Raw genomic sequence first — 18,522 nt, forward strand, 5'->3', positions numbered from 1 at the left:
CCTCGCGCCGCGTCAAGGCGCGAGCGTGATCGGGCGGTTGCTCAGCGCGTCGTGCACGATCTCCGGCGTCTGCGCTGCGATCGCGAGCGCTTCCCGCAGCCGCGAGAGCGCCTTGCGGCCGAGCCGCCGGGGATCGACGCGGTTGCCCGCGGCCAGGCCGCCCGCGATGTCCTCGAGCTGCTGCTCGAGGATCGCCTCGACGATGATCGCGCGGGCCTCGATCAGCGACTGCGCGGCCTCCTCGGCGAAGGCGCCCTTGGCCGCCGTCTCGAGGAGGCGCGCATCGGTTCCCGTCGCGGCCGATCCCCAGGCCAGGGCCGCGGCACGGGCTCCGGCGACGATGGGGAACAGGCCGTGCTTCTTGAGGTCGATGCGGCCCTCGCGGGTGCGCAGCCGGCCAAGCAGGTCGGTCGGGCTGGGGACATTCTCTCCGGCCGCCGCCAGCAGGCGCAGGAAGGTGGGCGCGCGCCCGGCGGCGTGCACCGCGTGCCGCCGCAGGGCGCCGGCCAGCCGGCGCTCTCCGAGGATGCCCACGAAGTCGTAGAAGATGTCGACGCCGAGCAGTGCCTCCGGCCGGGGCCGGGCGACCCAGGAGTCGATCTCGGCCTGCCAGCCGGCGAGGGAATGCCGATAGGCCGGATTCTTTGCCATCACCCCGCCGGGGCAGTACGGAATCCCGGCCTGGTCGAGCAGCCGGTTCAGGCGCCCGGCGAGATCGGCGAACCAGGCGTCGTCGCCCGGGCCGCCCTCGTGGATCAGCGCGTTGTCCTGGTCCGGCGCCAAGAGCGATTCGCCCCGCCCGGCGGACCCCAGGACCAGCAGGCACCACGCCGCCGGCGGAGGGCCGCGCCCGGCCGCTTCCATCTCGGCCAGCGCCAGCTCGCCGGCCCGGGCGGTGAGGTCGCGCGTGATGCCGGCCACGACCGCGGAGACCTGGGTTGCGCTCACCTCTTCCCGCCGCAGGGCCCGCACCAGATCCGGCAGCCTGCCGTGCTGCACCGCCAGGGCCGCGCCGTCCCCGGCGCAGGCGATCTCGTCGCCGAGCGACAGCGCCGTCGCCGCGCGTTGCTTGAGGAGGGCGCCCGTCGTCAGCATGCCGACCGGCCGGTCATGGTCGTCGACCACCGGCAGATGCCGAACGCCGAGCCGGCTCATGCGGGCGAGCGCCCGGTAGAGCGGCGCGTCGGCCTCGATCGCATGCACCGGCGCGGACATTGCCGACGATACCGGCACGGCGAGGCCGCCGCTCCCGGCGGTCACCGCGCGCAGGATGTCGCGCTCGGTCACGATGCCCGCGAGCCGGCCGTCGGCGGCCAGGACGACGACCGAACTGGTGCCGCGCTCGACCATCAGCCCGGCCGCCTCGGCGAGCGGCCGGGCGGCGTCGACCGCGGCGACGGGGCTGGTCATCAGCTCGCTGGCGCGATGACGGTAGGGGAACGAATCCAGCCGCTCGAGCGCCGCCGTGTCCATGGCGTCACGGCCGCGGCGGGCGCTGCAGCGCCGCCACGCCGCCATAGGTGCCGCGGCCGTCGCCGATCAGGCGGCGTGCCAGGGCGACGAACAGGTCGGCGGCCATGCGCGCATCGCCGGCCGCCGTGTGTCGTTGGCCGCGACGCTCGATGCCGAACCGGCCGAGCAGGTCCTCGAGGTCGAGATGCTGGTGGGCATGCGCGGTCGCGGCGACGAGGCCCGCCGTGTCGAAGCTGGGCGGCTCGCGCCAGGGCAGGCGCGCCCGGGCGGCCTCGCGGCCGATGATGGCGAGGTCGAAGCCGACCACGTGGCCGACCACGACGGCGCCGGCCAGGCTGTCGGCGATCGCGGGGAAGGCGGCGTCGAAGGTCGGTGCGCCGGCCAGTCTCCGGCGATCGAGACCGTGGACGGCCACGGCACGCGCCGGGATGTCGATCCCGGGATCGATCAGCAGGTCGACGGTCGGCTGCTCGGCCACCGCGAGGCCCTCGCCGATGCGGATGGCGGCGAAGGAGACGATGCGGTCGCGGCGCGGATCGAGACCTGTCGTCTCGCAGTCGATGGCGACCATCGGCAGGCGATCGAGCGGCGTGTGCACGAAGCCGTTCCAGCGCCCGCGCGGCTCGGGGCGGCGCAGGTAGCGGCCGAGCAGGGCCGCGATGCTCATCCGGCCGCGACCAGCTCGTCGCGCAGCGCCGGCGCCATCAGCAGCCGACGCAGCCGATCGTTGAAGGCGATCATGCCGAAGGCCAGCGCATTGCACAGGACCATGCGGTTCTCCACCGGATCGCGCGGCGCGAAGGGCAGGGTCTCGAACACGCGCGCCCCGGTCGCTTCGGCATAGGCCTGCGGGCTGGCCGGCTCGTCGCCGCGGCTGGCGAGGCGGGCTCGCAAGGCGGCGATTTCGGCGGTCCAGCCTTCGGGCCGGTGATCGGGAACGGGATGGCCGGCAAGGATCGTGGCATAGAGGTCGCCCAGGCGCGCATCCAGCTTGTCGCGCGGCGCCCCTGCCGTCTGCAGGCAGGCCTGGGTCAGCACGATCATGTCGGCGAGGACGCCGGCGAACCCGTCCCAGCGCGACACCGCCAGCCGGTCCTGGAAGCGCTGATCGCCGAACGCCTGCGAGCTCAGGATGCCGAGCTCGTTGCGCGTGAAGTCCACAATCGAGCGTTGTGCGAGATAGGCGGCCTCGCCGTCGAGAAATTGCTGCAACGCAGCAAGTGTCCGTACCTTGGGCTTGGGGAGGAACGACTTGAAGAAGGACAGCATCTTGAAGCCCGGGCCTTCGACTTTGGTCTGATTGTGGCGGCCGTGCGGCAGAGTACTCTGTTTGCAGCAAGAAGCTAGGAGCGCCGCATCACGGCGCCATGGGGAGGACACAGCACAGTATGCGCTGCGAGTCCGAATCTAGTCCGCCGCCATCGCCCGTCGCCGGCGTGCGCCCCGTCGCGTCTGGTGCACCTAAAAGCTGAAAAAAATAGGAGGAGAAACCGGCATGGCTGAGAAACTCGACGCTGCCCAGATGCAACGCTACTGGCGCAGAACCTCCCGGCTGATGTGGACCATCTTCGGGTTGTGGATCTTCTTCGGGTTCTTCGTCCAGCTCTTCGCGGTGCAGCTCAACGAGATCGTGATCTTCGGTTTCCCGATGGGCTTCTACATGGCCGCCCAGGGTTCGCTGATCGCCTTCGTCGTGCTGTGCGCCTGGAACGCGGTGGCGCAGAACAGGATCGACGAAGAGTTCGGCGTCCACGAAGACTGAGCGGGGGGAGATCCAAATGGCCAACACCAGTTCTGCCTCCAGTAGCGGCTTCATCGGCAATCTCGGCAAGATCTACGGCGGCTACACCGGCGGCTTCATCGTCTTCACGCTCATCCTGGCCGTTCTCGAGCAGATGGGCGTGCCGAACAAGATCATCGGCTACTGCTTCGTGATCCTGACGATCGGCGTCTACGCCTACATCGGCATCCTGTCGCGCACGATGGATCTGTCGGAATACTACGTCGCCGGCCGCAAGGTCCCGGCGCTGTACAACGGCATGGCCACCGGCGCCGACTGGATGAGCGCCGCCTCGTTCATCTCGATGGCGGGTGGAATCTATCTCGGCGGCTACAATGCGCTGGGCTACGTGCTCGGCTGGACCGGCGGCTACGTGCTGGTCGGCATCCTGCTCGCGCCGTACCTGCGCAAGTTCGGCCAGTTCACGGTGCCCGACTTCCTCGGCACCCGCTACGAAGGCAACGGCGCCCGCCTGTGCGGCGTGATCGTGCTCTTCGCCGCGTCGTTCACTTACATCGTCGCCCAGTGCTTCGGCATCGGCATCATCACGTCGCGCTTCCTCGGCATCCAGTTCGAGCTGGCGATCTTCGTCGGCCTGCTCGGCATTCTGGTCTGCTCGATGCTGGGCGGCATGCGGGCGGTGACCTGGACCCAGGTGGCCCAGTACATCATCCTCATCATCTCCTATCTGGTGCCGGTGATCTGGCTGTCGACCAAGAAGTACGGCATTCCGATTCCCGAGCTGACCTACGGTCAGGCGCTCGAGCAGATCACCCAGCTCGAGAACAAGCTCGGCATCGCCAAGCACTTCACCGACGCCTTCACCAACGCCAAGGGCGAGTTCACCTGGCAGGAGTTCAACAACTTCTGGGCGCTCGTCCTCTGCCTGATGATCGGCACCGCTTCGCTGCCGCACATTCTGATGCGCTACTTCACGACGCCCAGCGTGCGTGAAGCTCGCAACTCGGTCGCCTGGTCGATCTTCTTCATCTTCCTGCTCTACTTCACGGCGCCGGCCTATGCCGCCTTCGCGAAGCTCGAGATCTACCAGAACGTGATCGGGCAGCCGATCGCGCAGCTCCCGGCGTGGGTCCAGAACTGGTCCCAGGTCGGCGGCCTGCTGACTATCAAGGACGGCAACAGCGACGGCATCCTCCAGCTGTCGGAATTCGTCATCAACCAGGACATCATCGTCCTGTCGATGCCGGAGATCGCCGGCCTTCCCTATGTCGTCTCGGGCCTCGTGGCCGCGGGCGGCCTCGCCGCGGCGCTCTCCACCGCCGACGGCCTCCTGCTGGCCATCGCCAACGCGCTGAGCCACGACGTCTACTACAAGATGATCGATCCCAAGGCCTCGACCGCCCGCCGCCTCATCGTGGCGCGCTCCCTGCTGATCGTCGTGGCGCTTATCGCCGCGGCGGTGGCGGGCACCCGGCCGTCGGGCATCATCCAGATGGTGGCGTGGGCCTTCTCCCTGGCCGCAGCGGGGCTGTTCGCGCCGCTGGTGCTCGGCATCTGGTGGAAGCGCACGACCAAGGTCGGCGCGATCAGCGGCATGATGGCGGGCTTCGCGGTCTGCCTGTTCTACCTCGTCATGACCCGCTACGCGCCGGAGACGTTCCGGTCGATGTTCGGCACCGACCTGTGGTTCGGCATCCGCAACATCTCCTCGGCCCTGTTCGGGCTGCCGGTCGCCTTCATCGTCACCTGGCTGGTCAGCCTGATGACGCCCGAGCCGTCGAAGGAGATGCAGGACTTCGTCGACTCCATCCGCGTCCCCCGGGGCGTGGTGGCGGGCGCCACCTGACCGTCCAGGCGGTCGCGAAAACGCAGCAGGACCCCGCGAGGGGTCCTGCTTTTTTGTGGCGGCCGGGTTAGGTTGCAGGAGCGGGAGGGCACGGCGTGGGGACCCAGGACATCTGGTGGAGCTACTGGTACTTCCACCTGCCCAACTATTTCCTGTCGCTGGTCTTCTACTGCCTGTTCGGCCGCTTCTTCCTGTCCTTCTTCCTGCCGCCCGACAGCCCCAACTACATCTACCGTTCCTTCCGCTGGCTCACCGAGTGGATCTACCGCCCGGCGGCCTTCGTGACGCCGTCGGCGGTTCCCCCGGTGCTGCTCGCGCCCGTCGCCGCGTTCTGGGTCGCGATGCTGCGCGTCCTTCTCTTCATGGTGCTCTACCAGTTCGGGCTGACTCCCCGTCCGCAGGCGGCGGGGTGACCATGGACCGCAACTTCGTCCTGTTCGCGATCGTGGGCATCAGCATCCTCAACGGGCTCTTCTCGCCGTTCCTCGCCGTCGCCCTGCCGGTCGCGGCGGTCCTGATGCCAGAGGTGTTCCCGCGCTCGGTCGGCTGGGTGCTGTTCTTCAGCTCGCTGCTGGTCGCCACGGCGACGCTGCTCGTCTCGGGCGTTCCCGCGGCCCTCTACGAGCGGCTGATCGACCGAGGCCGGGGCGGCGGCGTGCCGCTGGCCATCTGGCTGGCCGGCGCCGCGGTGCTCACGCTGCCGGCGCTGCGTGGCTTCGGGTGACGGCGCCGTCGGAGCCTGGGGCGGTGGTACGGGCGAGCGTTTCCTGGCGGGACGACTTCCCGCACGCTTCGAGCGCGAAATCGCCCGCGAGGCGGGCTTCGCCGGCCCCTGTCTTCCCCGCGGGAATGTCCCCGCAACCACTGTAGTTTGGAGCCCCGCGGTCGGGCGACGGGCGTGCTGCGGCAACGCGGCGTTGGTCGAATTCGGCCGGGACGCTAAGCTCCCGCGCATGACCTACGAGGACATCAGGCGGCACGCAGAAGTGTCGGTGCGGCGCGGCTGCGGCTTCGTGATGATGGCCATCGTGACGGCGATGGTCGGCTTCTCGAGCGAGCCGTGGATCGCCGTCCGCAGCGGCGCGCTGTTCGTGACGATCGCTTCGGTGATCCTGTTCTGGCGGGGCTGGACGGCCCGCGAGCGCAACTACCGCCGCACCGAGGTGTGGCTGATGATCGAGGACGAGCCGGCGCTGCCGCGCGACCGCCTGCAGTCCATGATCGGGGGCGCGCTGGCCGACGCCTACTACAGCCACGCCCGCCTCGGCGCCTTCATGGCGCTGTCGATGTGCGCCATCGCCCTGGCCATCGGCGGCGGTTCTCGGTAGGGGCTCCCATGAATCTCGACGCCATCTCGATCGGTCACCATCCGCCCGACGACGTCAACACCGTGATCGAGGTCCCGATCGGCGGCGAGCCCGTCAAGTACGAGATGGACAAGGCGGCCGGCACTCTGGTGGTCGACCGCTTCCTCTACACGCCGATGCGCTACCCCGGGAACTACGGCTTCGTTCCGCACACGCTCTCCGACGACGGCGATCCGATCGACGTGCTGGTCGCCAACACGCGGCCGATCATCCCGGGCGCGGTGATGAACGTCCGGCCGATCGGCGTCCTGCGCATGGAGGACGATGGCGGCGGCGACGAGAAGATCATCGCGGTGCCGTCCTCGCGCATCACCCAGCGCTATGTCGGCGTCAAGACGCACACCGACCTGCCCGAGATCACCCGCCACCAGATCGAGCACTTCTTCGTCCACTACAAGGACCTCGAGCCCGGCAAGTGGGTGAAGCTGCTGGGCTGGGGCGACGTCGACGAGGCCCGCCGCCTCATCGCCGAGGCCATCGAGCGCGCCCGCGCCCGCACGTGACGCGGCGACTACCTGCCAGGTAGTTGCCCTGCCCGGTTGCTCCGGCTCACCTGACGACGAGGTGAGATCGATGAAGGTGGCTTTCGCGGGATCTTTCGCGGTCCGGCTCCTCGACGCGGTGCGTCCGCTCCTGTCCGTCCCTTGCTCCCTTCTCGTGGAGGAGGACGAGACGGCGATCCTGCCGCGGCTCGCCGACGTGGACGTGCTGGTTTCCATGGGATTCACGGCGGCGATGGCGGCTGCCGCACCGCGGCTGAGACTGGTCCAGGTGCCGGGCGCAGGGCTCGACCGGATCGCGCGGGACGTTCTCGGTCCCCGGACCCGGCTCGCCAATGTCCATGGTCACGAGACCGCCATCGCCGAGTACATCATGGGTGCGATGCTGGCGCTGTCCCGGTCGTTTGCCGCTGTCGATGGCGCGCTGCGACGCGGAGAGTGGCGCAGCCAATGGGCCGTCGGCGCAGCGGTTCCGGCGCTGTGGCCGGAACTCGCCGGCCGGACTCTCGGCATCCTGGGCTTCGGCCATATCGGCACCGCGCTGGCCCGGCGTGCGCTCGCCTTCGACATGGAGGTGTGCGCCGTCCGCTCGCGGGCTGCGGCCGCCGTGCCGGAGGGGTTGCAGTTCCTGGGCGGCCCCGACCGGCTGGACGAGCTGCTGGCCCGGTCAGACCATGTCGCCGTCACGCTGCCTCTGTCGCCGGCCACGCGCAACCTCCTCGATGCGCGACGCCTGGCGCTGATGAAACCCGGCGCATACCTGGTGAACGTCGCGCGGGGCGAGGTGGTGGACGAGGTCGCCCTCTATCGCGCGTTGACGAGCGGCCGGCTGGCTGGCGCGGCGATCGATGTGTGGTATCGCTATCCGGTGTCCGCTGAACCGACGCCGCCGGCGAACCGGCCCTTCCATGAGCTGCCCAACGTCCTCATGACGCCGCACGTTTCCGGCTGGACGGACGGCATGATGCGGGCGCGCGCCGGATTGATCGCCGCGAACATCGCCCGCACGGCGCACGGCGAGGCACCGCTCAACGAGATCGCACCGGCGCCCTGAGCGCGAGCGCCCGATACCCATGACCGGATCCCTCGCCCGCTGGGCCGCACGCCTGCCGTTCTTCTATGGCTGGGTGATCATCGCCGTCGCCTTCGTGACCATGGCGATCGCGGTGACGGCGCGCACCGCCTTCTCGCTGCTGCTGCCGCCTCTGCTCGACGAGTTCGGCTGGGACCGCGGCGTCGCGGCCGGCGCCTTCTCCTTCGGCTTCCTGGTGTCGGCCGTGCTGAGCCCGTTCGTCGGGCGGGTCATCGACCGGCGCGGCCCGCGGCTGGTGATCGAGGCCGGCGTCGTCCTGACGGCGGCCGGCCTGCTGCTGGCGCCGCTGACGCAAAGCCCCTGGCATCTCTACGCGACGCTCGGCGTCCTGGTGGGCGCGGGCGGCAACCTGATGAGCTTCACGGCCCATTCGCTGTTCCTGCCCAACTGGTTCGTGCAGCGGCGCGGCCTCGCCATCAGCATCGCCTTTTCCGGCGTCGGCGCCGGCGCGATCGTGCTGCTGCCCTGGCTGCAGGGGATCATCCTGGCCGACGGCTGGCGCGCCTCCTGCTGGGCGATGGGCCTGCTGGTCCTCGTTGCCCTGGGACCGCTCAACCTCCTGGTGCGCGGCCGGCCGCAGGAGCTGGGGCTGGAGCCGGATGGCGCGGCCGGCGGCGGCAGCGCGGGCGCGGCCCGCGCCGCGTCCAACATCGTCGACCCCGCCTGGGCGTCGGTCGAATGGACTCTGGCGCGCGCGGTGCGCACCGCCCGCTTCTGGTGGCTGGCGATCGGCTTCACCGGCGCGCTGTTCGCCTGGTACGCCGTGCAGGTGCACCAGACCAAGTACCTGATCGAGGTCGGCTACTCGCCCGTGGTCGCGGCGTGGGCGCTGGGCGTGGTGAGCGTGGTCGGCATTCCCGGCCAGATCGTGCTGGGCGGCCTGTCGGACCGCATCGGCCGCGAGGCGGTCTGGACCGTGGGCTGCCTGGGCTTCGCGATCTGCTACGGCGCGCTGGTCGCGATGGAGGCCGATCCCTCGCCGGTGCTGCTCTGGCTGATGGTGATCTCGCAGGGCACGCTGGGCTACGCCATGACCTCGGTGATGGGGCCGATCGTGCTCGAGATCTTCGAGGGACCGCACTACGGGTCGATCTTCGGCACGCTCACCATCGCGCTGATCTGCGGCGGGGCCGCGGGGCCGTGGGTGACCGGGCTCATCCACGACGCCACGGGCAGCTATCGCCTGGCCTTCTTCCTCGCGATCGGCTGCTGCGTCGTCTCGGCGGCCGCGATCTGGCTGGCCGGCCCGGGCCGCGTCCGCCGCGTCCCCGGGCGCGCCTCTTCCGCCGCCTGAGCGGGCCGCTTGCGACCCTGCGCCGGCACGGCTGCGCCGTAGAGGATGGCCTCGATGATGGTCCGGTAGCGCCGGGGCAGTCGCTCGCCGTCGATCGGCGGCAGCGCCTGGTTGGTGCCCCGCGCGCCGTCGCACAGGCTCTGGGCCAGCGCCGCCGGCGTGACGCCGGGCTTCAGCCGCAGCAGGCGACGGGCCTCGAGCTCGACCAGCAGGCCGGCGACCCGGGCCTGGAAGTCGACGGCCGCCGCCACCATGAGATCGCGGCCGCGACGGAAGGCCTGGTCGTTGATCTCGAGCGCGTGCGGCGAGCGGCCGAGCCGTCGGCGCGCGTCGCCGTAGCGTACGTCCATGACCTCGACGATCACGTCGACCGCATCGCCGCCGCCGTCCAGCACCCGCCGGCCGGCAGCGAGGCCGCGATCGATCGATTCGCGGCCGTAGACGTCCAGCCAGTGGCGGAAGGCCTCCTCCTTGCTGGAGAAATGGTGATAGAGGGCGCGCCGGCTGAAGCCGCAGAGCTGGGCCAGGCCGCTCATGGTCATCTGCTCGTAGCCGTGATCCAGGAAGGCCTGCCGCAGGCGCTCGGCCAGGGTGCCGGCCAGGGCGCCGATAGGGGAGGGGGCAGCTGTCATGCGTCTTCTCATATTGCACAAATCTGAGAAGTATGAGAAGTCGGACCGTCGTTTCCGCTCCACGTTTCCAGCCTCGGTGCAAAGCGATGGATGTGTCGATCGAGCCGGACCCGATCCCCCTGACGACGGCAGACATCGCCGGTCATCCGGCCCTGCACGCCGCCATCCGCCGGCAGTCGCAGCTCCTGCTGCAGGCATTCGACGGCAGCCCGCGCCTGTCCTCGGTCTTCGGCACGCAGCATCGCTGGCTGATGGGCCAGGCGGCACTCGCCCTTTACTTCCGCAGCGGTCCGAACAATGGCGGACCCGGCATCAGGACGGCGAAGCTTCTCGACCTCGTGGAGCAGCACGGCGTGGCGAGCCGCAACACCGCGGACGCCTTTCTCAAGGAGATGCTGAAGTACGGCTTCGCGCAGCCGGCGCCGGAGTCGAAGGACCGGCGCGCCCGCCCGATCGAGCCGACGGCGGCCAGCCTCGACGCGCTGCGCGGCTGGCTCGGCATCCACCTCGGGACGCTCGACATGCTGGACGGCGGCCGTCGGCTCGAGGCGTTCCTCGCCCATCCCGAGTCGCTCGCCGTGCTGCAACCGCTGATCGCCGACGCGCTGCTGGCATCCACGCCGGTGCGCCAGCCCACCGGCACCTTCTCGCTGTTCACCTGGCTGAACAATGGCGGGCAGGTCATGGACTGGCTGATCGCGGGCATCGACGAGGCTTCGGCGGACGCCGAGCGCGTTCCGACCGGCGTCGTGTCGGTCGGCGTGATGGCGCAGCGGCTGAAGCTTTCGCCCACCCATCTCGCGCGCAAGCTGCGTGAGGCGGAGGCGCTCGGCAGCATCGGCTGGCAGGGCCGCCGCGGCCACTCGGTGATGTGGGTGTCGGCGGGTTTCCGTCGCGAATACACGGACGCCCAGGCGGTCAAGCTGGCGATCATCGATGCGGCGTTCGACGCCTGCTTCCGGCCGCGGCGCGGCGCCGAGCCCCGGGACGCCGCCCGTCATCCGGCCGCTCCCGGCGCGGCGACGGGCGAGGCTTCCTTCAGCAGCTCGTAGATCGCCGCGCCTTCGCTGTTGGCGTGGCCGGCCTCGACCAGCCGGGCGAACCACTGCAGCGTCGGCGCGAGCAGCGGCGCCTCTATGCCGAGCCTCCGGCATTCGGCATCGATATAGCCGAGGTCCTTCAGCATGACATGCGCCGGTCCGGGGGCCGGGCGATAGCGTCCCTCGGCCATCAGCGGCGCGCGCGCCGCGAACACCGGGCTGGACGCGAAGGACGAGCCGATGGCCTCGACCAGCCGGCGCGGGTCGATGCCGGAGCGGGTGCCGAGCAGCATCGCCTGCGCCGTCGCGAAGGTCCCGACCATGACCAGCAGGTTCGCCGCCAGCTTGACCGCCATGCCGGCGCCGAACGGGCCGACCCGATGGCTGGTCGGGACGATGGCGTCGAGGACGGGCTGGCAGCGGTCGATCGCGGCGGGATCGCCGCTCGCGAACAGCACGCCCTGGCGGGCGCGGATCACCGGTGGCGTGCCGCTGACCGGGCAGTCGAGCATGGCGGCGCCGCGCGCCGCCAGGGCGTCGGCGAGTTCCTGCTTCAACGCCACCGGGAAGGTGCCCATGTCGACGACCGTGAGGCCGGCATGGGCGCCCGCGACCAGACCGTCCTCGCCGAGATAGGCCGCGCGCATCGCCTCTTCGCTCGCGAGGGCGGCGATGACGACGTCGCTCGTGCGCGCCAGCGCCGTTGCGCTCTCGGCGAGGCGCGGGAAGTCCGCGGCCGAGGGGCGGCGCACGGCGGTCGCGGCGTAGCCGGCTTCGGCGAGGTTGGCCGCGACGGCGCGGCCGATGTTGCCGAGCCCGAGAAGGCCGACCCGAAGTGTCGTCGTCATGGCGCGTTCCTCGCAGCTTTCGCGCAGGCTCCCACGCCCGCCGGGGATGCTTCAAGGCGGTCGTGCCGCAGGCCGTTGATCTGGAACAAGGAGCGATCGTGCCTACAATGCTCTGTCTGTTCCTCTTCTTCCCGCATTGGCAGAGGACGGTGGACGCATGGATGATCGGATCGCGGCGTCAGCGACGGAGACGACGGGCCGGGTGCTCACCGTGCGCGGCGCCGTGGTCGATATCGCCTTCGACTCCGCCTTGCCGCGCATCGACGAGGCGCTGGTCGTCGACTGGGACGGCGACGGGCCGCTGATCGTCGAGGTCCAGGCCCATCTCGACGCCGGCACGGTGCGCGGCGTGGCCCTTCAGGCGACCGCCGGCCTGCGCCGCGGCACGCCGGTGCGCGCGACCGGAGGGCCGGTCACGGTGCCAGTGAGCGACGACGTGCTCGGCCGCCTGCTCGACGTCACCGGCACGGTGCGCGACGACGGGCCGGCGCTGCCGGCCGGCCTGCCGCGGGCGCCCATCCACCGGCCGGCGCCGCCGCTCGGTGCGCGTAGTGCCGCCACCGCGATCTTCGAGACCGGCATCAAGGTCATCGATCTGCTGGCGCCGCTGCCGCAGGGCGGCAAGGCCGCGATGTTCGGCGGGGCGGGCGTGGGCAAGACCGTCGTGGTCATGGAGCTGATCCACGCCATGGTGCAGAGCTACCAGGGCATCTCGGTGTTCGCGGGCGTCGGTGAGCGGTCGCGCGAGGGCCACGAGCTGCTGGCCGAGATGCGCCGCTCGGGCGTGCTCGACCGCAGCGTGCTGGTCTACGGCCAGATGAACGAGCCGCCGGGCGCGCGCTGGCGCGTCGCGCTCACGGCGCTCACCATCGCCGAGCATTTCCGCGACGTCCGGCACCAGAACGTCCTGCTGCTGATGGACAACGTCTTCCGCTTCGTTCAGGCGGGCAGCGAGGTGTCGGGCCTGCTCGGCCGGCTGCCCTCGCGCGTCGGCTACCAGCCGACGCTCGCCAGCGAGGTGGCGAGCCTGCACGAGCGCATCGCCTCGGTGGGCGGCCAGTCGGTGACGGCGATCGAAGCGGTCTACGTGCCGGCCGACGATTTCACCGACCCGGCGGTGACGGCGATCTCGAGCCATCTCGACAGCATGATCGTGCTGTCGCGGTCGATGGCGGCCGAGGGCATGTATCCCGCCATCGATCCGCTGCGCTCCTCGTCGATCCTGCTCGATCCGGCGGTGGTCGGCGACGAGCACTACCGCATCGCCGAACAGGTGCGCGAGACGCTCGCCCGCTACGTCGAGCTGCAGGACATCATCTCGCTGCTGGGCGTCGAGGAGCTGAGCGCGCGCGACCGGCTGGCGGTCAGCCGGGCCCGCCGCCTGCAGCGCTTCCTGACCCAGCCCTTCACCGTGACCGAGGCCTTCACCGGCAAGCCCGGCCGCTCGGTGCCGCTCGCCAAGACCCTCAAGGGATGTCGCGCCATCCTGGACGGCGTCGGCGATGGCTGGGCCGAGAGCGCGTTCTACATGGCGGGGGATCTCGACGACGTGCGGCGGCGCCATGAAGCGGCCGCCGCGACCGGGAAGGCGGCATGAGGCTCCTGATCGCCACCCCGACCGAAGTGGTCGTCGACGAGCCCGACGTGCGGTCGGTGCGCGCCGAGGACGAGAGCGGCGGCTTCGGCATCCTCGACCGCCACGACGACTTCCTGACGGCGCTGACCATATCGATCGTGAGCTGGGAGCGGCGCGACGGAAGGCGCGGCTTCTGTGCCGTGCGCCGCGGCGTGCTGTCGGTAGTCGACGGAAAGGAAGTCGCCGTGGCGACGCGTGAGGCCATCGCCGACGACGATCTCGACCGGCTCGAGACCGGCGTGCTGGCCGCGTTCAGCCGGCGCAGCGACGACGAGCGGGCGGCGCGGACCGAAGGGCTGCAGCTCCAGATGCGGGTCATCCGCCAGATCGTGCGCTACCTGCGTCCCGACAGCGGCGGCACCGCGGAGGGCGGCGCATGAGCGACCCGTCGCCGGGTGCGCCGCCGCCCGAGGATCCGCTCGAGGACCCGCCCGAGGACCCGATGGTCGGGGCAGCTCGGCGCGAAGGCGAGCGCCGGCGGCGGTGGCTGAGCGAGGGCGCACCGTCGGTCGCCCGGTATGTCGGGCAGATCGGCGTGCTGGGCTGGATCGTCGTCACCCCGACCCTGCTCGGCCTGTTCGCCGGACGATGGCTCGATCATCGCTTCGGCACCGGCATCTTCTGGAGCGCACCGCTGCTCTTCGTCGGAATCGGAATCGGAGCCTATTCGGCCTGGAAGTGGATACATCGCCAATGACCCTGCCTTCGCTCCTCCTCGCCGCGGCATCGCTCGGCCTCGGCATTCTCGTCGGCGTGCTGCACGTCCTGTCGCTGCGCTGGAACGCGCACCTGTTCGTGGCGGGCGGCTCGCTCGCCGCGGCCTTCGGCGCCCAGCTCCTGCGGCTGGCGCTGGTCGGCGCGGTCCTGGCCGCGGTGGCGATCGCCGGCGGGACCGTGCCGCTCCTGACGGCCGCGGCCGGCCTCGTCGGGTCGCGCGCCCTGCTCGTGCGTCGCCTGGCGAGGGCGTGATGGACTCGCCGCTCCTCGCGCGCGTGCTGTTCACCGTCGGCCCGGTCCCGATCACCGAGCCCGTGGTGGTGACCTGGGGACTGATGGCGCTGCTGGCCGGCGGCGCCGCCGCGCTGACCGCCCGCCTGAAGGTCGTGCCGTCGCGCCGGCAGGCGGCCATCGAGGTCGTGGTCGGCGCCATCGAGGGGCTGATCCGCGAGACGCTGCGCACCTCGCCGGCGCCCTACATCGCCCTGCTCGGCACGATCCTCCTGTTCATCCTGGCGGCCAACTGGTCCTCGCTGATTCCCGGCGTCGATCCGCCGACCGCGCATCTCGAGACCGACGCGGCGCTGGCGCTGATCGTGTTCTGTGCCGTCATCTACTACGGCGTCCGCAGCCGCGGCCTCGGCGCCTATCTGCGGACCTTCGCCGAGCCCAACGTGCTGATGGTGCCGCTGAACGTCGTCGAGACATTCACGCGCACCTTCTCGCTGATCGTCCGCCTGTTCGGCAACGTCATGAGCGGAGTCTTCGTGATCGGCATCGTGCTGTCGCTGGCGGGCCTCCTGGTGCCGATCCCGCTGATGGCGCTCGATCTGCTGACCGGCGCCGTGCAGGCCTACATCTTCACCGTGCTGGCCATGGTCTTCATCGGCGGCGCCATTGCCGAGGGCCAGGCCGGCCCGGACAAGGAAGGGAAATCGTCATGAACTGGCTGGAAATCGTCAGCATAGTCTCCGCCGCCTTCGCCGTGTCGTTCGGCGCCATGGGCCCGGCCCTCGGCGAGGGGCGGGCGGTCGCGGCGGCCATGGACGCCATCGCGCGCCAGCCCGAGGCGGCGGGCACGATCTCGCGCACGCTGTTCGTCGGCCTCGCCATGATCGAGACCACGGCGATCTACTGTCTGGTCATCGCGCTCCTCGTCCTGTTCGCCAATCCCTTCGTGCACTAGCAGCATGCAGCTCGACTGGTGGACGCTGGCACTCCAGACCCTCAACGTCCTCGTCCTGGTCTGGCTTCTCGGCCGCTTCTTCTTCCGGCCGGTGGCGGCCATCGTCGCCCGCCGCCAGGAGGAGGCGGCCAAGGTGCTGGCCGACGCCGAGGCCGCCCGCCGGGAGGCCGAGGGTGCGCGAAGCCGGGCCGAGGCGGACCTCGCCGGGATCGGCGAGAAGCGCCAGGCGCTGCTCGACGAGGCGACGCGCCAGGCCAAGGCCGAACGCGAGTCCGTCCTGGCGGAGGGGGCGCGCGACGTCGCCCGCCTGCGCGACGAGGCCGCCGCCGCGGCGGCCCGCGATCGAGCTGCCGCCGACCGCGAGATGATCTCGCACGCCGCCGCGCTCGCCCTCGACATCGCGCGCCGCCTGCTCGGGCGCCTGCCGCCCGCCGCCGGTTTCGACGCCTTCGTCGAGGAGCTGGGTCGCCGGGCCCGCGGCCTGTCGCCCGAGGCACGGGCCGGGCTGGCGCCGGCTGCGGCGGGCGAGCCTTTGGCCGTCGTCGCCGCGACCGAGCTCGCCCCCGAGCAGCGCCAGCGCGTGCAGGCCGTGCTGCGCGACGCCCTGGGCGCCGAGCTGCCGCTGGCCTTCCGCCGCGACCCTGCGCTGCTGGCCGGGCTCGAGGTGCATGGCCGCACGACCGTGCTGCGCAACAGCTGGCAGGCCGACCTCGAAGCCATCCGACAGGAGATCGAACGTGAGCCCGGCCCCCGATCCGCTTGACGCCTGGCTCGACGAGGCGCGGACGCGCGTGCGCTCGGCGGCGCTGGGCGCCCGCAGCGAGGTCTTCGGCCGCGTCGAATCGGTCGCCGACGGCATCGCCATGGTGTCGGGCCTCGACGACGTGCGGCTGGACGAGCTGCTGCGCTTCGAGAACAGGCAGATGGGCTTCGCGCTGACCCTCGAGCGGGACGCCGTGGGCTGCGTGCTGCTCGACGAATCCGACGGCATCGAGGCCGGGCAGACCGTGCGCGGCACCGGCGAGGTCGTGCGCGTCCCGGTGGGACCTGAGCTGCTGGGACGCGTGGTCGATCCGCTGGGCCGGCCGCTCGACGGCGGCGAGCCCATCGCCACCGAGGACCGCGAGCCGGTCGACCGTCCGGCGCCGCCGATCGTGAGCCGGGACTTCGTGACGGAACCGGTGCAGACCGGCGTGCTGGTGCTCGACGCCATGTTTGCCCTCGGACGAGGGCAACGCGAGCTGATCGTCGGCGACCGCGCGGTCGGCAAGACCGCGATCGCCGTGGACTGCATGATCAGCCAGCGCGCCAGCGACATGATCTGCGTCTACGTGGCGGTCGGCCAGAAATCCTCGACGGTGAGCCGCGTCATCGACGCGATGCGCCGGTACGGCGCCTTCGACCGCTGCATCGTCGTGGCGGCGGGTGCGTCGAGCGCGCCGGGGCTGCAATGGCTCGCCCCGTTCACCGGCTTCACCATGGCCGAGTATTTCCGCGATCGTGGCCAGCATGCGCTGGTCGTGGTCGACGACCTCACCAAGCACGCCGCGACCCATCGCGAGATCGCCCTGCTGACCCGCCAGCCGCCCGGCCGCGAGGCCTATCCCGGCGACGTCTTCTATGTTCACGCGCGGTTGCTCGAACGTGCGGCCAAGATGTCGAAGGCGGCCGGCGGCGGCTCGCTGACGGCGCTGCCGATCGCCGAGCTCGATGCCGGCAACCTCAGCGCCTACATCCCGACCAACCTGATCTCGATCACCGACGGCCAGCTCGTCCTCGATTCGCGGCTGTTCCAGGAGGGCCAGAAGCCGGCGGTCGACATCGGCCGCAGTGTCAGCCGCGTCGGCGGCAAGACGCAGGCGCCGGCGCTGCGCGAGGCGGCACAGACCCTTCGCCTCGACTATGCGCAGTTCCTCGAGCTGGAGATCTTCACCCGCTTCGGCGGCGTGACGGACGACCAGGTCAAGGGACGGCTGGAGCGCGGCCGCCGCGTGCGCGCGATCCTGTCCCAGCCGACCTATGCGCCGCTGCGGCTGGCCGACGAGGTGGCGCTGGTGCGCGGCGTGCAGGCCGGGCTGTTCGACGCCGTGCCGCTCGATCGCCTGCGCGACCTGCGCGCTCGGCTGCCCGCCTGGCTCGACCGCACGGCGTCCCCGACGGTGGCCGCGATCGGCGCGAGCGGCCGGCTCGACGAGGCGGGCTGGAAGGCACTCGACGCGAGCCTGGTGGCGCTGGCGGCCGCGGTCGCGCCGCCGGCGAAGGAGCCAACCTGATGGCGGAGCGCCAGGCCGATCTCGCGGCGCAGATCGAGAGCGTGCACCAGCTCGACTCCGTCGTCACCGCGATGCGCGGCATCGCCGTCTCGCGGGCGCAGAAGGGCCATTCCCTGCTGCCCGGCATCGAGGCCTATGCCGCCGTCGTGTCGCGGGCGATCGGCCAGGCACTCAGCCTGGTGCCGTCGGACGGCGCTGCGGCAACCGACGGCAGTGCGGCGCGGCGGGGGCTGATCCTGTTCGGGGCCGAGCAGGGCTTCGCCGGCGCCTTCAGCGATCGCGTGCTGGCCGTGGCCCGGCAGGAGCCCCCCGAGACGTCGCTGTTCGTGGTCGGCGCGCGCGCGGCGTCGCTGGCGGCCGAGCGGGGGCTGAAGCCGGTCTGGCAGGCCTCGATGGCGACGCGGGCCGAGGCGATCCCCGATCTCGCCAACCGCCTGACCGAGGCACTCTACGACCGCGTGGCGCGCACCGGCCTCGCCCGTGTCGACGTCCTGTTCTGCCGCGTGACCGGCGCGGGCGGGATCGTCGCCGACCGCCATTCCCTGCTGCCGGTCGACTTCAGCCGCTTTCCGCGTCCGTCCGGCGAGCGCCGGCCGCTGGTCAACCTGCCGCCCGGCCGCCTGGTCGAGCGGCTGGCCGCCGAGTACCTCTACGCCCAGCTCGTGCGCGCGGCGATGCACGCCTTCGAGGCGGAGAACGAGGCGCGCATGCTCGCCATGAGCGCCGCCCGCAGCAACATCGAGGACAAGCTGCAGGATCTCACGCAGCGCGAGCGGCAGCTGCGGCAGCAGGAGATCACGGCGGAGATCATCGAGCTGGCGACCGGGGCGGAGGCGTCGGCGGCGCCGCGTCGGTAGTACTGACATGGGTGTTTTT

Annotated in this window: 23 protein-coding genes; 18 read left to right on the forward strand and 5 right to left on the reverse strand. The window is 71.1% G+C overall.

The window, feature by feature from the left end; translation table 11 throughout:
* Positions 1–12: 12 nt before the first annotated feature.
* The 3 genes from ACO073_RS27745 to ACO073_RS27755 are packed head-to-tail and all read right to left on the reverse strand — an operon-like array spanning position 13 to position 2,742.
* On the reverse strand, positions 13–1,518 hold the full coding sequence (locus ACO073_RS27745) for a DUF294 nucleotidyltransferase-like domain-containing protein (protein ID WP_422002318.1): 1,506 nt from the start codon (positions 1,516–1,518) through the stop codon (positions 13–15).
* Positions 1,478–2,140 carry an exonuclease domain-containing protein gene (locus tag ACO073_RS27750; protein WP_422002320.1) on the reverse strand — a complete coding sequence of 221 codons (663 nt, stop codon included), beginning with the start codon at positions 2,138–2,140 and terminating at the stop codon, positions 1,478–1,480. Before ACO073_RS27750 ends, ACO073_RS27745 begins: the two co-directional genes overlap by 41 nt.
* The gene (locus tag ACO073_RS27755; protein ID WP_422002322.1) at positions 2,137–2,742 is read right to left on the reverse strand and encodes a hypothetical protein; all 606 of its coding nucleotides are present in this window, start codon (positions 2,740–2,742) and stop codon (positions 2,137–2,139) included. Before ACO073_RS27755 ends, ACO073_RS27750 begins: the two co-directional genes overlap by 4 nt.
* Positions 2,743–2,968: 226 nt before the next feature.
* On the opposite strand from ACO073_RS27755, the gene ACO073_RS27760 reads away from it, so the two are divergent.
* The 8 genes from ACO073_RS27760 (at position 2,969) to ACO073_RS27795 (ending at position 9,314) form a co-directional block, all read left to right on the forward strand.
* Entirely contained in the window at positions 2,969–3,235 is a 267-nt protein-coding gene (locus ACO073_RS27760; RefSeq protein WP_422002324.1) for a DUF4212 domain-containing protein, read from the forward strand.
* A 16-nt stretch (positions 3,236–3,251) separates the two neighbouring features.
* Positions 3,252–5,060 carry a sodium:solute symporter family protein gene (locus ACO073_RS27765; protein ID WP_422002326.1) on the forward strand — a complete coding sequence of 603 codons (1,809 nt, stop codon included), beginning with the start codon at positions 3,252–3,254 and terminating at the stop codon, positions 5,058–5,060.
* A gap of 95 nt (positions 5,061–5,155) precedes the next feature.
* Positions 5,156–5,473: a hypothetical protein gene (locus tag ACO073_RS27770; RefSeq protein WP_422002328.1), complete on the forward strand. Its 318-nt coding sequence runs from the start codon at positions 5,156–5,158 to the stop codon at positions 5,471–5,473.
* Positions 5,474–5,475: 2 nt separating this feature from the next.
* Positions 5,476–5,784, forward strand: coding sequence for a hypothetical protein (locus tag ACO073_RS27775; protein WP_422002330.1), 309 nt, complete (start codon positions 5,476–5,478; stop codon positions 5,782–5,784).
* A gap of 229 nt (positions 5,785–6,013) precedes the next feature.
* Positions 6,014–6,388, forward strand: coding sequence for a hypothetical protein (locus tag ACO073_RS27780; protein ID WP_422002332.1), 375 nt, complete (start codon positions 6,014–6,016; stop codon positions 6,386–6,388).
* Positions 6,389–6,396: 8 nt separating this feature from the next.
* Entirely contained in the window at positions 6,397–6,930 is a 534-nt protein-coding gene (ppa, locus tag ACO073_RS27785; RefSeq protein ID WP_422002334.1) for an inorganic diphosphatase, read from the forward strand.
* A 70-nt stretch (positions 6,931–7,000) separates the two neighbouring features.
* Positions 7,001–7,981, forward strand: a complete 981-nt coding sequence (locus ACO073_RS27790) for a 2-hydroxyacid dehydrogenase (protein WP_422002336.1) — start codon at positions 7,001–7,003, stop codon at positions 7,979–7,981.
* 19 nt (positions 7,982–8,000) lie between these two features.
* Complete coding sequence (locus tag ACO073_RS27795; RefSeq protein ID WP_422002338.1) at positions 8,001–9,314, forward strand: MFS transporter; 1,314 nt, start codon at positions 8,001–8,003, stop codon at positions 9,312–9,314.
* On the opposite strand, the gene ACO073_RS27800 is transcribed toward ACO073_RS27795, so the two are convergent.
* Positions 9,197–9,946: a TetR family transcriptional regulator gene (locus ACO073_RS27800; protein ID WP_422002340.1), complete on the reverse strand. Its 750-nt coding sequence runs from the start codon at positions 9,944–9,946 to the stop codon at positions 9,197–9,199. The two genes, ACO073_RS27795 and ACO073_RS27800, sit on opposite strands and share 118 nt — an antisense overlap.
* A gap of 86 nt (positions 9,947–10,032) precedes the next feature.
* Between ACO073_RS27800 and ACO073_RS27805 the strand changes: the two genes are divergently transcribed.
* Complete coding sequence (locus ACO073_RS27805) at positions 10,033–10,998, forward strand: hypothetical protein (RefSeq protein WP_422002342.1); 966 nt, start codon at positions 10,033–10,035, stop codon at positions 10,996–10,998.
* Here ACO073_RS27805 and ACO073_RS27810 read toward each other — a convergent pair.
* Positions 10,944–11,834, reverse strand: a complete 891-nt coding sequence (locus ACO073_RS27810; RefSeq protein WP_422002344.1) for an NAD(P)-dependent oxidoreductase — start codon at positions 11,832–11,834, stop codon at positions 10,944–10,946. The genes ACO073_RS27805 and ACO073_RS27810 overlap by 55 nt on opposite strands.
* 157 nt (positions 11,835–11,991) lie before the next feature.
* Here ACO073_RS27810 and atpD point away from each other — a divergent pair, with 157 nt between their 5' ends.
* From atpD to ACO073_RS27855, 9 genes are read left to right on the forward strand one after another with little or no spacing between them, the layout of a single operon-like run.
* Positions 11,992–13,431, forward strand: coding sequence for a F0F1 ATP synthase subunit beta (gene atpD, locus ACO073_RS27815; protein ID WP_422002346.1), 1,440 nt, complete (start codon positions 11,992–11,994; stop codon positions 13,429–13,431).
* Positions 13,428–13,850 carry a F0F1 ATP synthase subunit epsilon gene (locus tag ACO073_RS27820; RefSeq protein WP_422002348.1) on the forward strand — a complete coding sequence of 141 codons (423 nt, stop codon included), beginning with the start codon at positions 13,428–13,430 and terminating at the stop codon, positions 13,848–13,850. The genes atpD and ACO073_RS27820 overlap by 4 nt, the downstream gene beginning before the upstream one ends.
* The gene (locus ACO073_RS27825; protein WP_422002350.1) at positions 13,847–14,167 is read left to right on the forward strand and encodes an AtpZ/AtpI family protein; all 321 of its coding nucleotides are present in this window, start codon (positions 13,847–13,849) and stop codon (positions 14,165–14,167) included. The genes ACO073_RS27820 and ACO073_RS27825 overlap by 4 nt, the downstream gene beginning before the upstream one ends.
* Positions 14,164–14,439 (forward strand): ATP synthase subunit I, encoded by a 276-nt coding sequence (locus tag ACO073_RS27830; protein ID WP_422002352.1) that lies wholly within the window; start codon positions 14,164–14,166, stop codon positions 14,437–14,439. Before ACO073_RS27825 ends, ACO073_RS27830 begins: the two co-directional genes overlap by 4 nt.
* The gene (locus tag ACO073_RS27835) at positions 14,439–15,131 is read left to right on the forward strand and encodes a F0F1 ATP synthase subunit A (protein ID WP_422002354.1); all 693 of its coding nucleotides are present in this window, start codon (positions 14,439–14,441) and stop codon (positions 15,129–15,131) included. The genes ACO073_RS27830 and ACO073_RS27835 overlap by 1 nt, the downstream gene beginning before the upstream one ends.
* Positions 15,128–15,373 carry a F0F1 ATP synthase subunit C gene (locus ACO073_RS27840; protein ID WP_422002356.1) on the forward strand — a complete coding sequence of 82 codons (246 nt, stop codon included), beginning with the start codon at positions 15,128–15,130 and terminating at the stop codon, positions 15,371–15,373. Before ACO073_RS27835 ends, ACO073_RS27840 begins: the two co-directional genes overlap by 4 nt.
* 4 nt (positions 15,374–15,377) lie before the next feature.
* A complete protein-coding gene (locus ACO073_RS27845) occupies positions 15,378–16,136 on the forward strand; it encodes a F0F1 ATP synthase subunit delta (RefSeq protein WP_422002358.1) in 759 nt (252 codons plus the stop codon).
* The gene (locus ACO073_RS27850; RefSeq protein WP_422002360.1) at positions 16,111–17,646 is read left to right on the forward strand and encodes a F0F1 ATP synthase subunit alpha; all 1,536 of its coding nucleotides are present in this window, start codon (positions 16,111–16,113) and stop codon (positions 17,644–17,646) included. The genes ACO073_RS27845 and ACO073_RS27850 overlap by 26 nt, the downstream gene beginning before the upstream one ends.
* Positions 17,646–18,503, forward strand: a complete 858-nt coding sequence (locus ACO073_RS27855) for a F0F1 ATP synthase subunit gamma (RefSeq protein WP_422002362.1) — start codon at positions 17,646–17,648, stop codon at positions 18,501–18,503. The genes ACO073_RS27850 and ACO073_RS27855 overlap by 1 nt, the downstream gene beginning before the upstream one ends.
* Positions 18,504–18,522: the final 19 nt, after the last annotated feature.

It is taken from the genome of Reyranella sp. (genome assembly GCF_965229815.1).
GTDB lineage: Bacteria > Pseudomonadota > Alphaproteobacteria > Reyranellales > Reyranellaceae > Reyranella.

Excerpts from the sequence above, each read along its gene's own strand:
- ACO073_RS27765 (WP_422002326.1), top strand. The coding sequence starts at position 3,252 with ATGGCCAACACCAGTTCTGCCTCCAGTAGCGGCTTCATCGGCAATCTC.
- ACO073_RS27805 (WP_422002342.1), top strand. The coding sequence starts at position 10,033 with ATGGATGTGTCGATCGAGCCGGACCCGATCCCCCTGACGACGGCAGAC.
- ACO073_RS27795 (WP_422002338.1), top strand. The coding sequence starts at position 8,001 with ATGACCGGATCCCTCGCCCGCTGGGCCGCACGCCTGCCGTTCTTCTAT.
- ACO073_RS27755 (WP_422002322.1), bottom strand. The coding sequence starts at position 2,742 with ATGCTGTCCTTCTTCAAGTCGTTCCTCCCCAAGCCCAAGGTACGGACA.
- ppa (WP_422002334.1), top strand. The coding sequence starts at position 6,397 with ATGAATCTCGACGCCATCTCGATCGGTCACCATCCGCCCGACGACGTC.
- ACO073_RS27780 (WP_422002332.1), top strand. The coding sequence starts at position 6,014 with ATGACCTACGAGGACATCAGGCGGCACGCAGAAGTGTCGGTGCGGCGC.
- ACO073_RS27840 (WP_422002356.1), top strand. The coding sequence starts at position 15,128 with ATGAACTGGCTGGAAATCGTCAGCATAGTCTCCGCCGCCTTCGCCGTG.
- ACO073_RS27745 (WP_422002318.1), bottom strand. The coding sequence starts at position 1,518 with ATGGCGGCGTGGCGGCGCTGCAGCGCCCGCCGCGGCCGTGACGCCATG.
- ACO073_RS27790 (WP_422002336.1), top strand. The coding sequence starts at position 7,001 with ATGAAGGTGGCTTTCGCGGGATCTTTCGCGGTCCGGCTCCTCGACGCG.
- ACO073_RS27855 (WP_422002362.1), top strand. The coding sequence starts at position 17,646 with ATGGCGGAGCGCCAGGCCGATCTCGCGGCGCAGATCGAGAGCGTGCAC.
- ACO073_RS27830 (WP_422002352.1), top strand. The coding sequence starts at position 14,164 with ATGACCCTGCCTTCGCTCCTCCTCGCCGCGGCATCGCTCGGCCTCGGC.
- ACO073_RS27835 (WP_422002354.1), top strand. The coding sequence starts at position 14,439 with ATGGACTCGCCGCTCCTCGCGCGCGTGCTGTTCACCGTCGGCCCGGTC.
- atpD (WP_422002346.1), top strand. The coding sequence starts at position 11,992 with ATGGATGATCGGATCGCGGCGTCAGCGACGGAGACGACGGGCCGGGTG.
- ACO073_RS27820 (WP_422002348.1), top strand. The coding sequence starts at position 13,428 with ATGAGGCTCCTGATCGCCACCCCGACCGAAGTGGTCGTCGACGAGCCC.
- ACO073_RS27760 (WP_422002324.1), top strand. The coding sequence starts at position 2,969 with ATGGCTGAGAAACTCGACGCTGCCCAGATGCAACGCTACTGGCGCAGA.
- ACO073_RS27810 (WP_422002344.1), bottom strand. The coding sequence starts at position 11,834 with ATGACGACGACACTTCGGGTCGGCCTTCTCGGGCTCGGCAACATCGGC.
- ACO073_RS27750 (WP_422002320.1), bottom strand. The coding sequence starts at position 2,140 with ATGAGCATCGCGGCCCTGCTCGGCCGCTACCTGCGCCGCCCCGAGCCG.
- ACO073_RS27800 (WP_422002340.1), bottom strand. The coding sequence starts at position 9,946 with ATGACAGCTGCCCCCTCCCCTATCGGCGCCCTGGCCGGCACCCTGGCC.
- ACO073_RS27775 (WP_422002330.1), top strand. The coding sequence starts at position 5,476 with ATGGACCGCAACTTCGTCCTGTTCGCGATCGTGGGCATCAGCATCCTC.
- ACO073_RS27845 (WP_422002358.1), top strand. The coding sequence starts at position 15,378 with ATGCAGCTCGACTGGTGGACGCTGGCACTCCAGACCCTCAACGTCCTC.
- ACO073_RS27825 (WP_422002350.1), top strand. The coding sequence starts at position 13,847 with ATGAGCGACCCGTCGCCGGGTGCGCCGCCGCCCGAGGATCCGCTCGAG.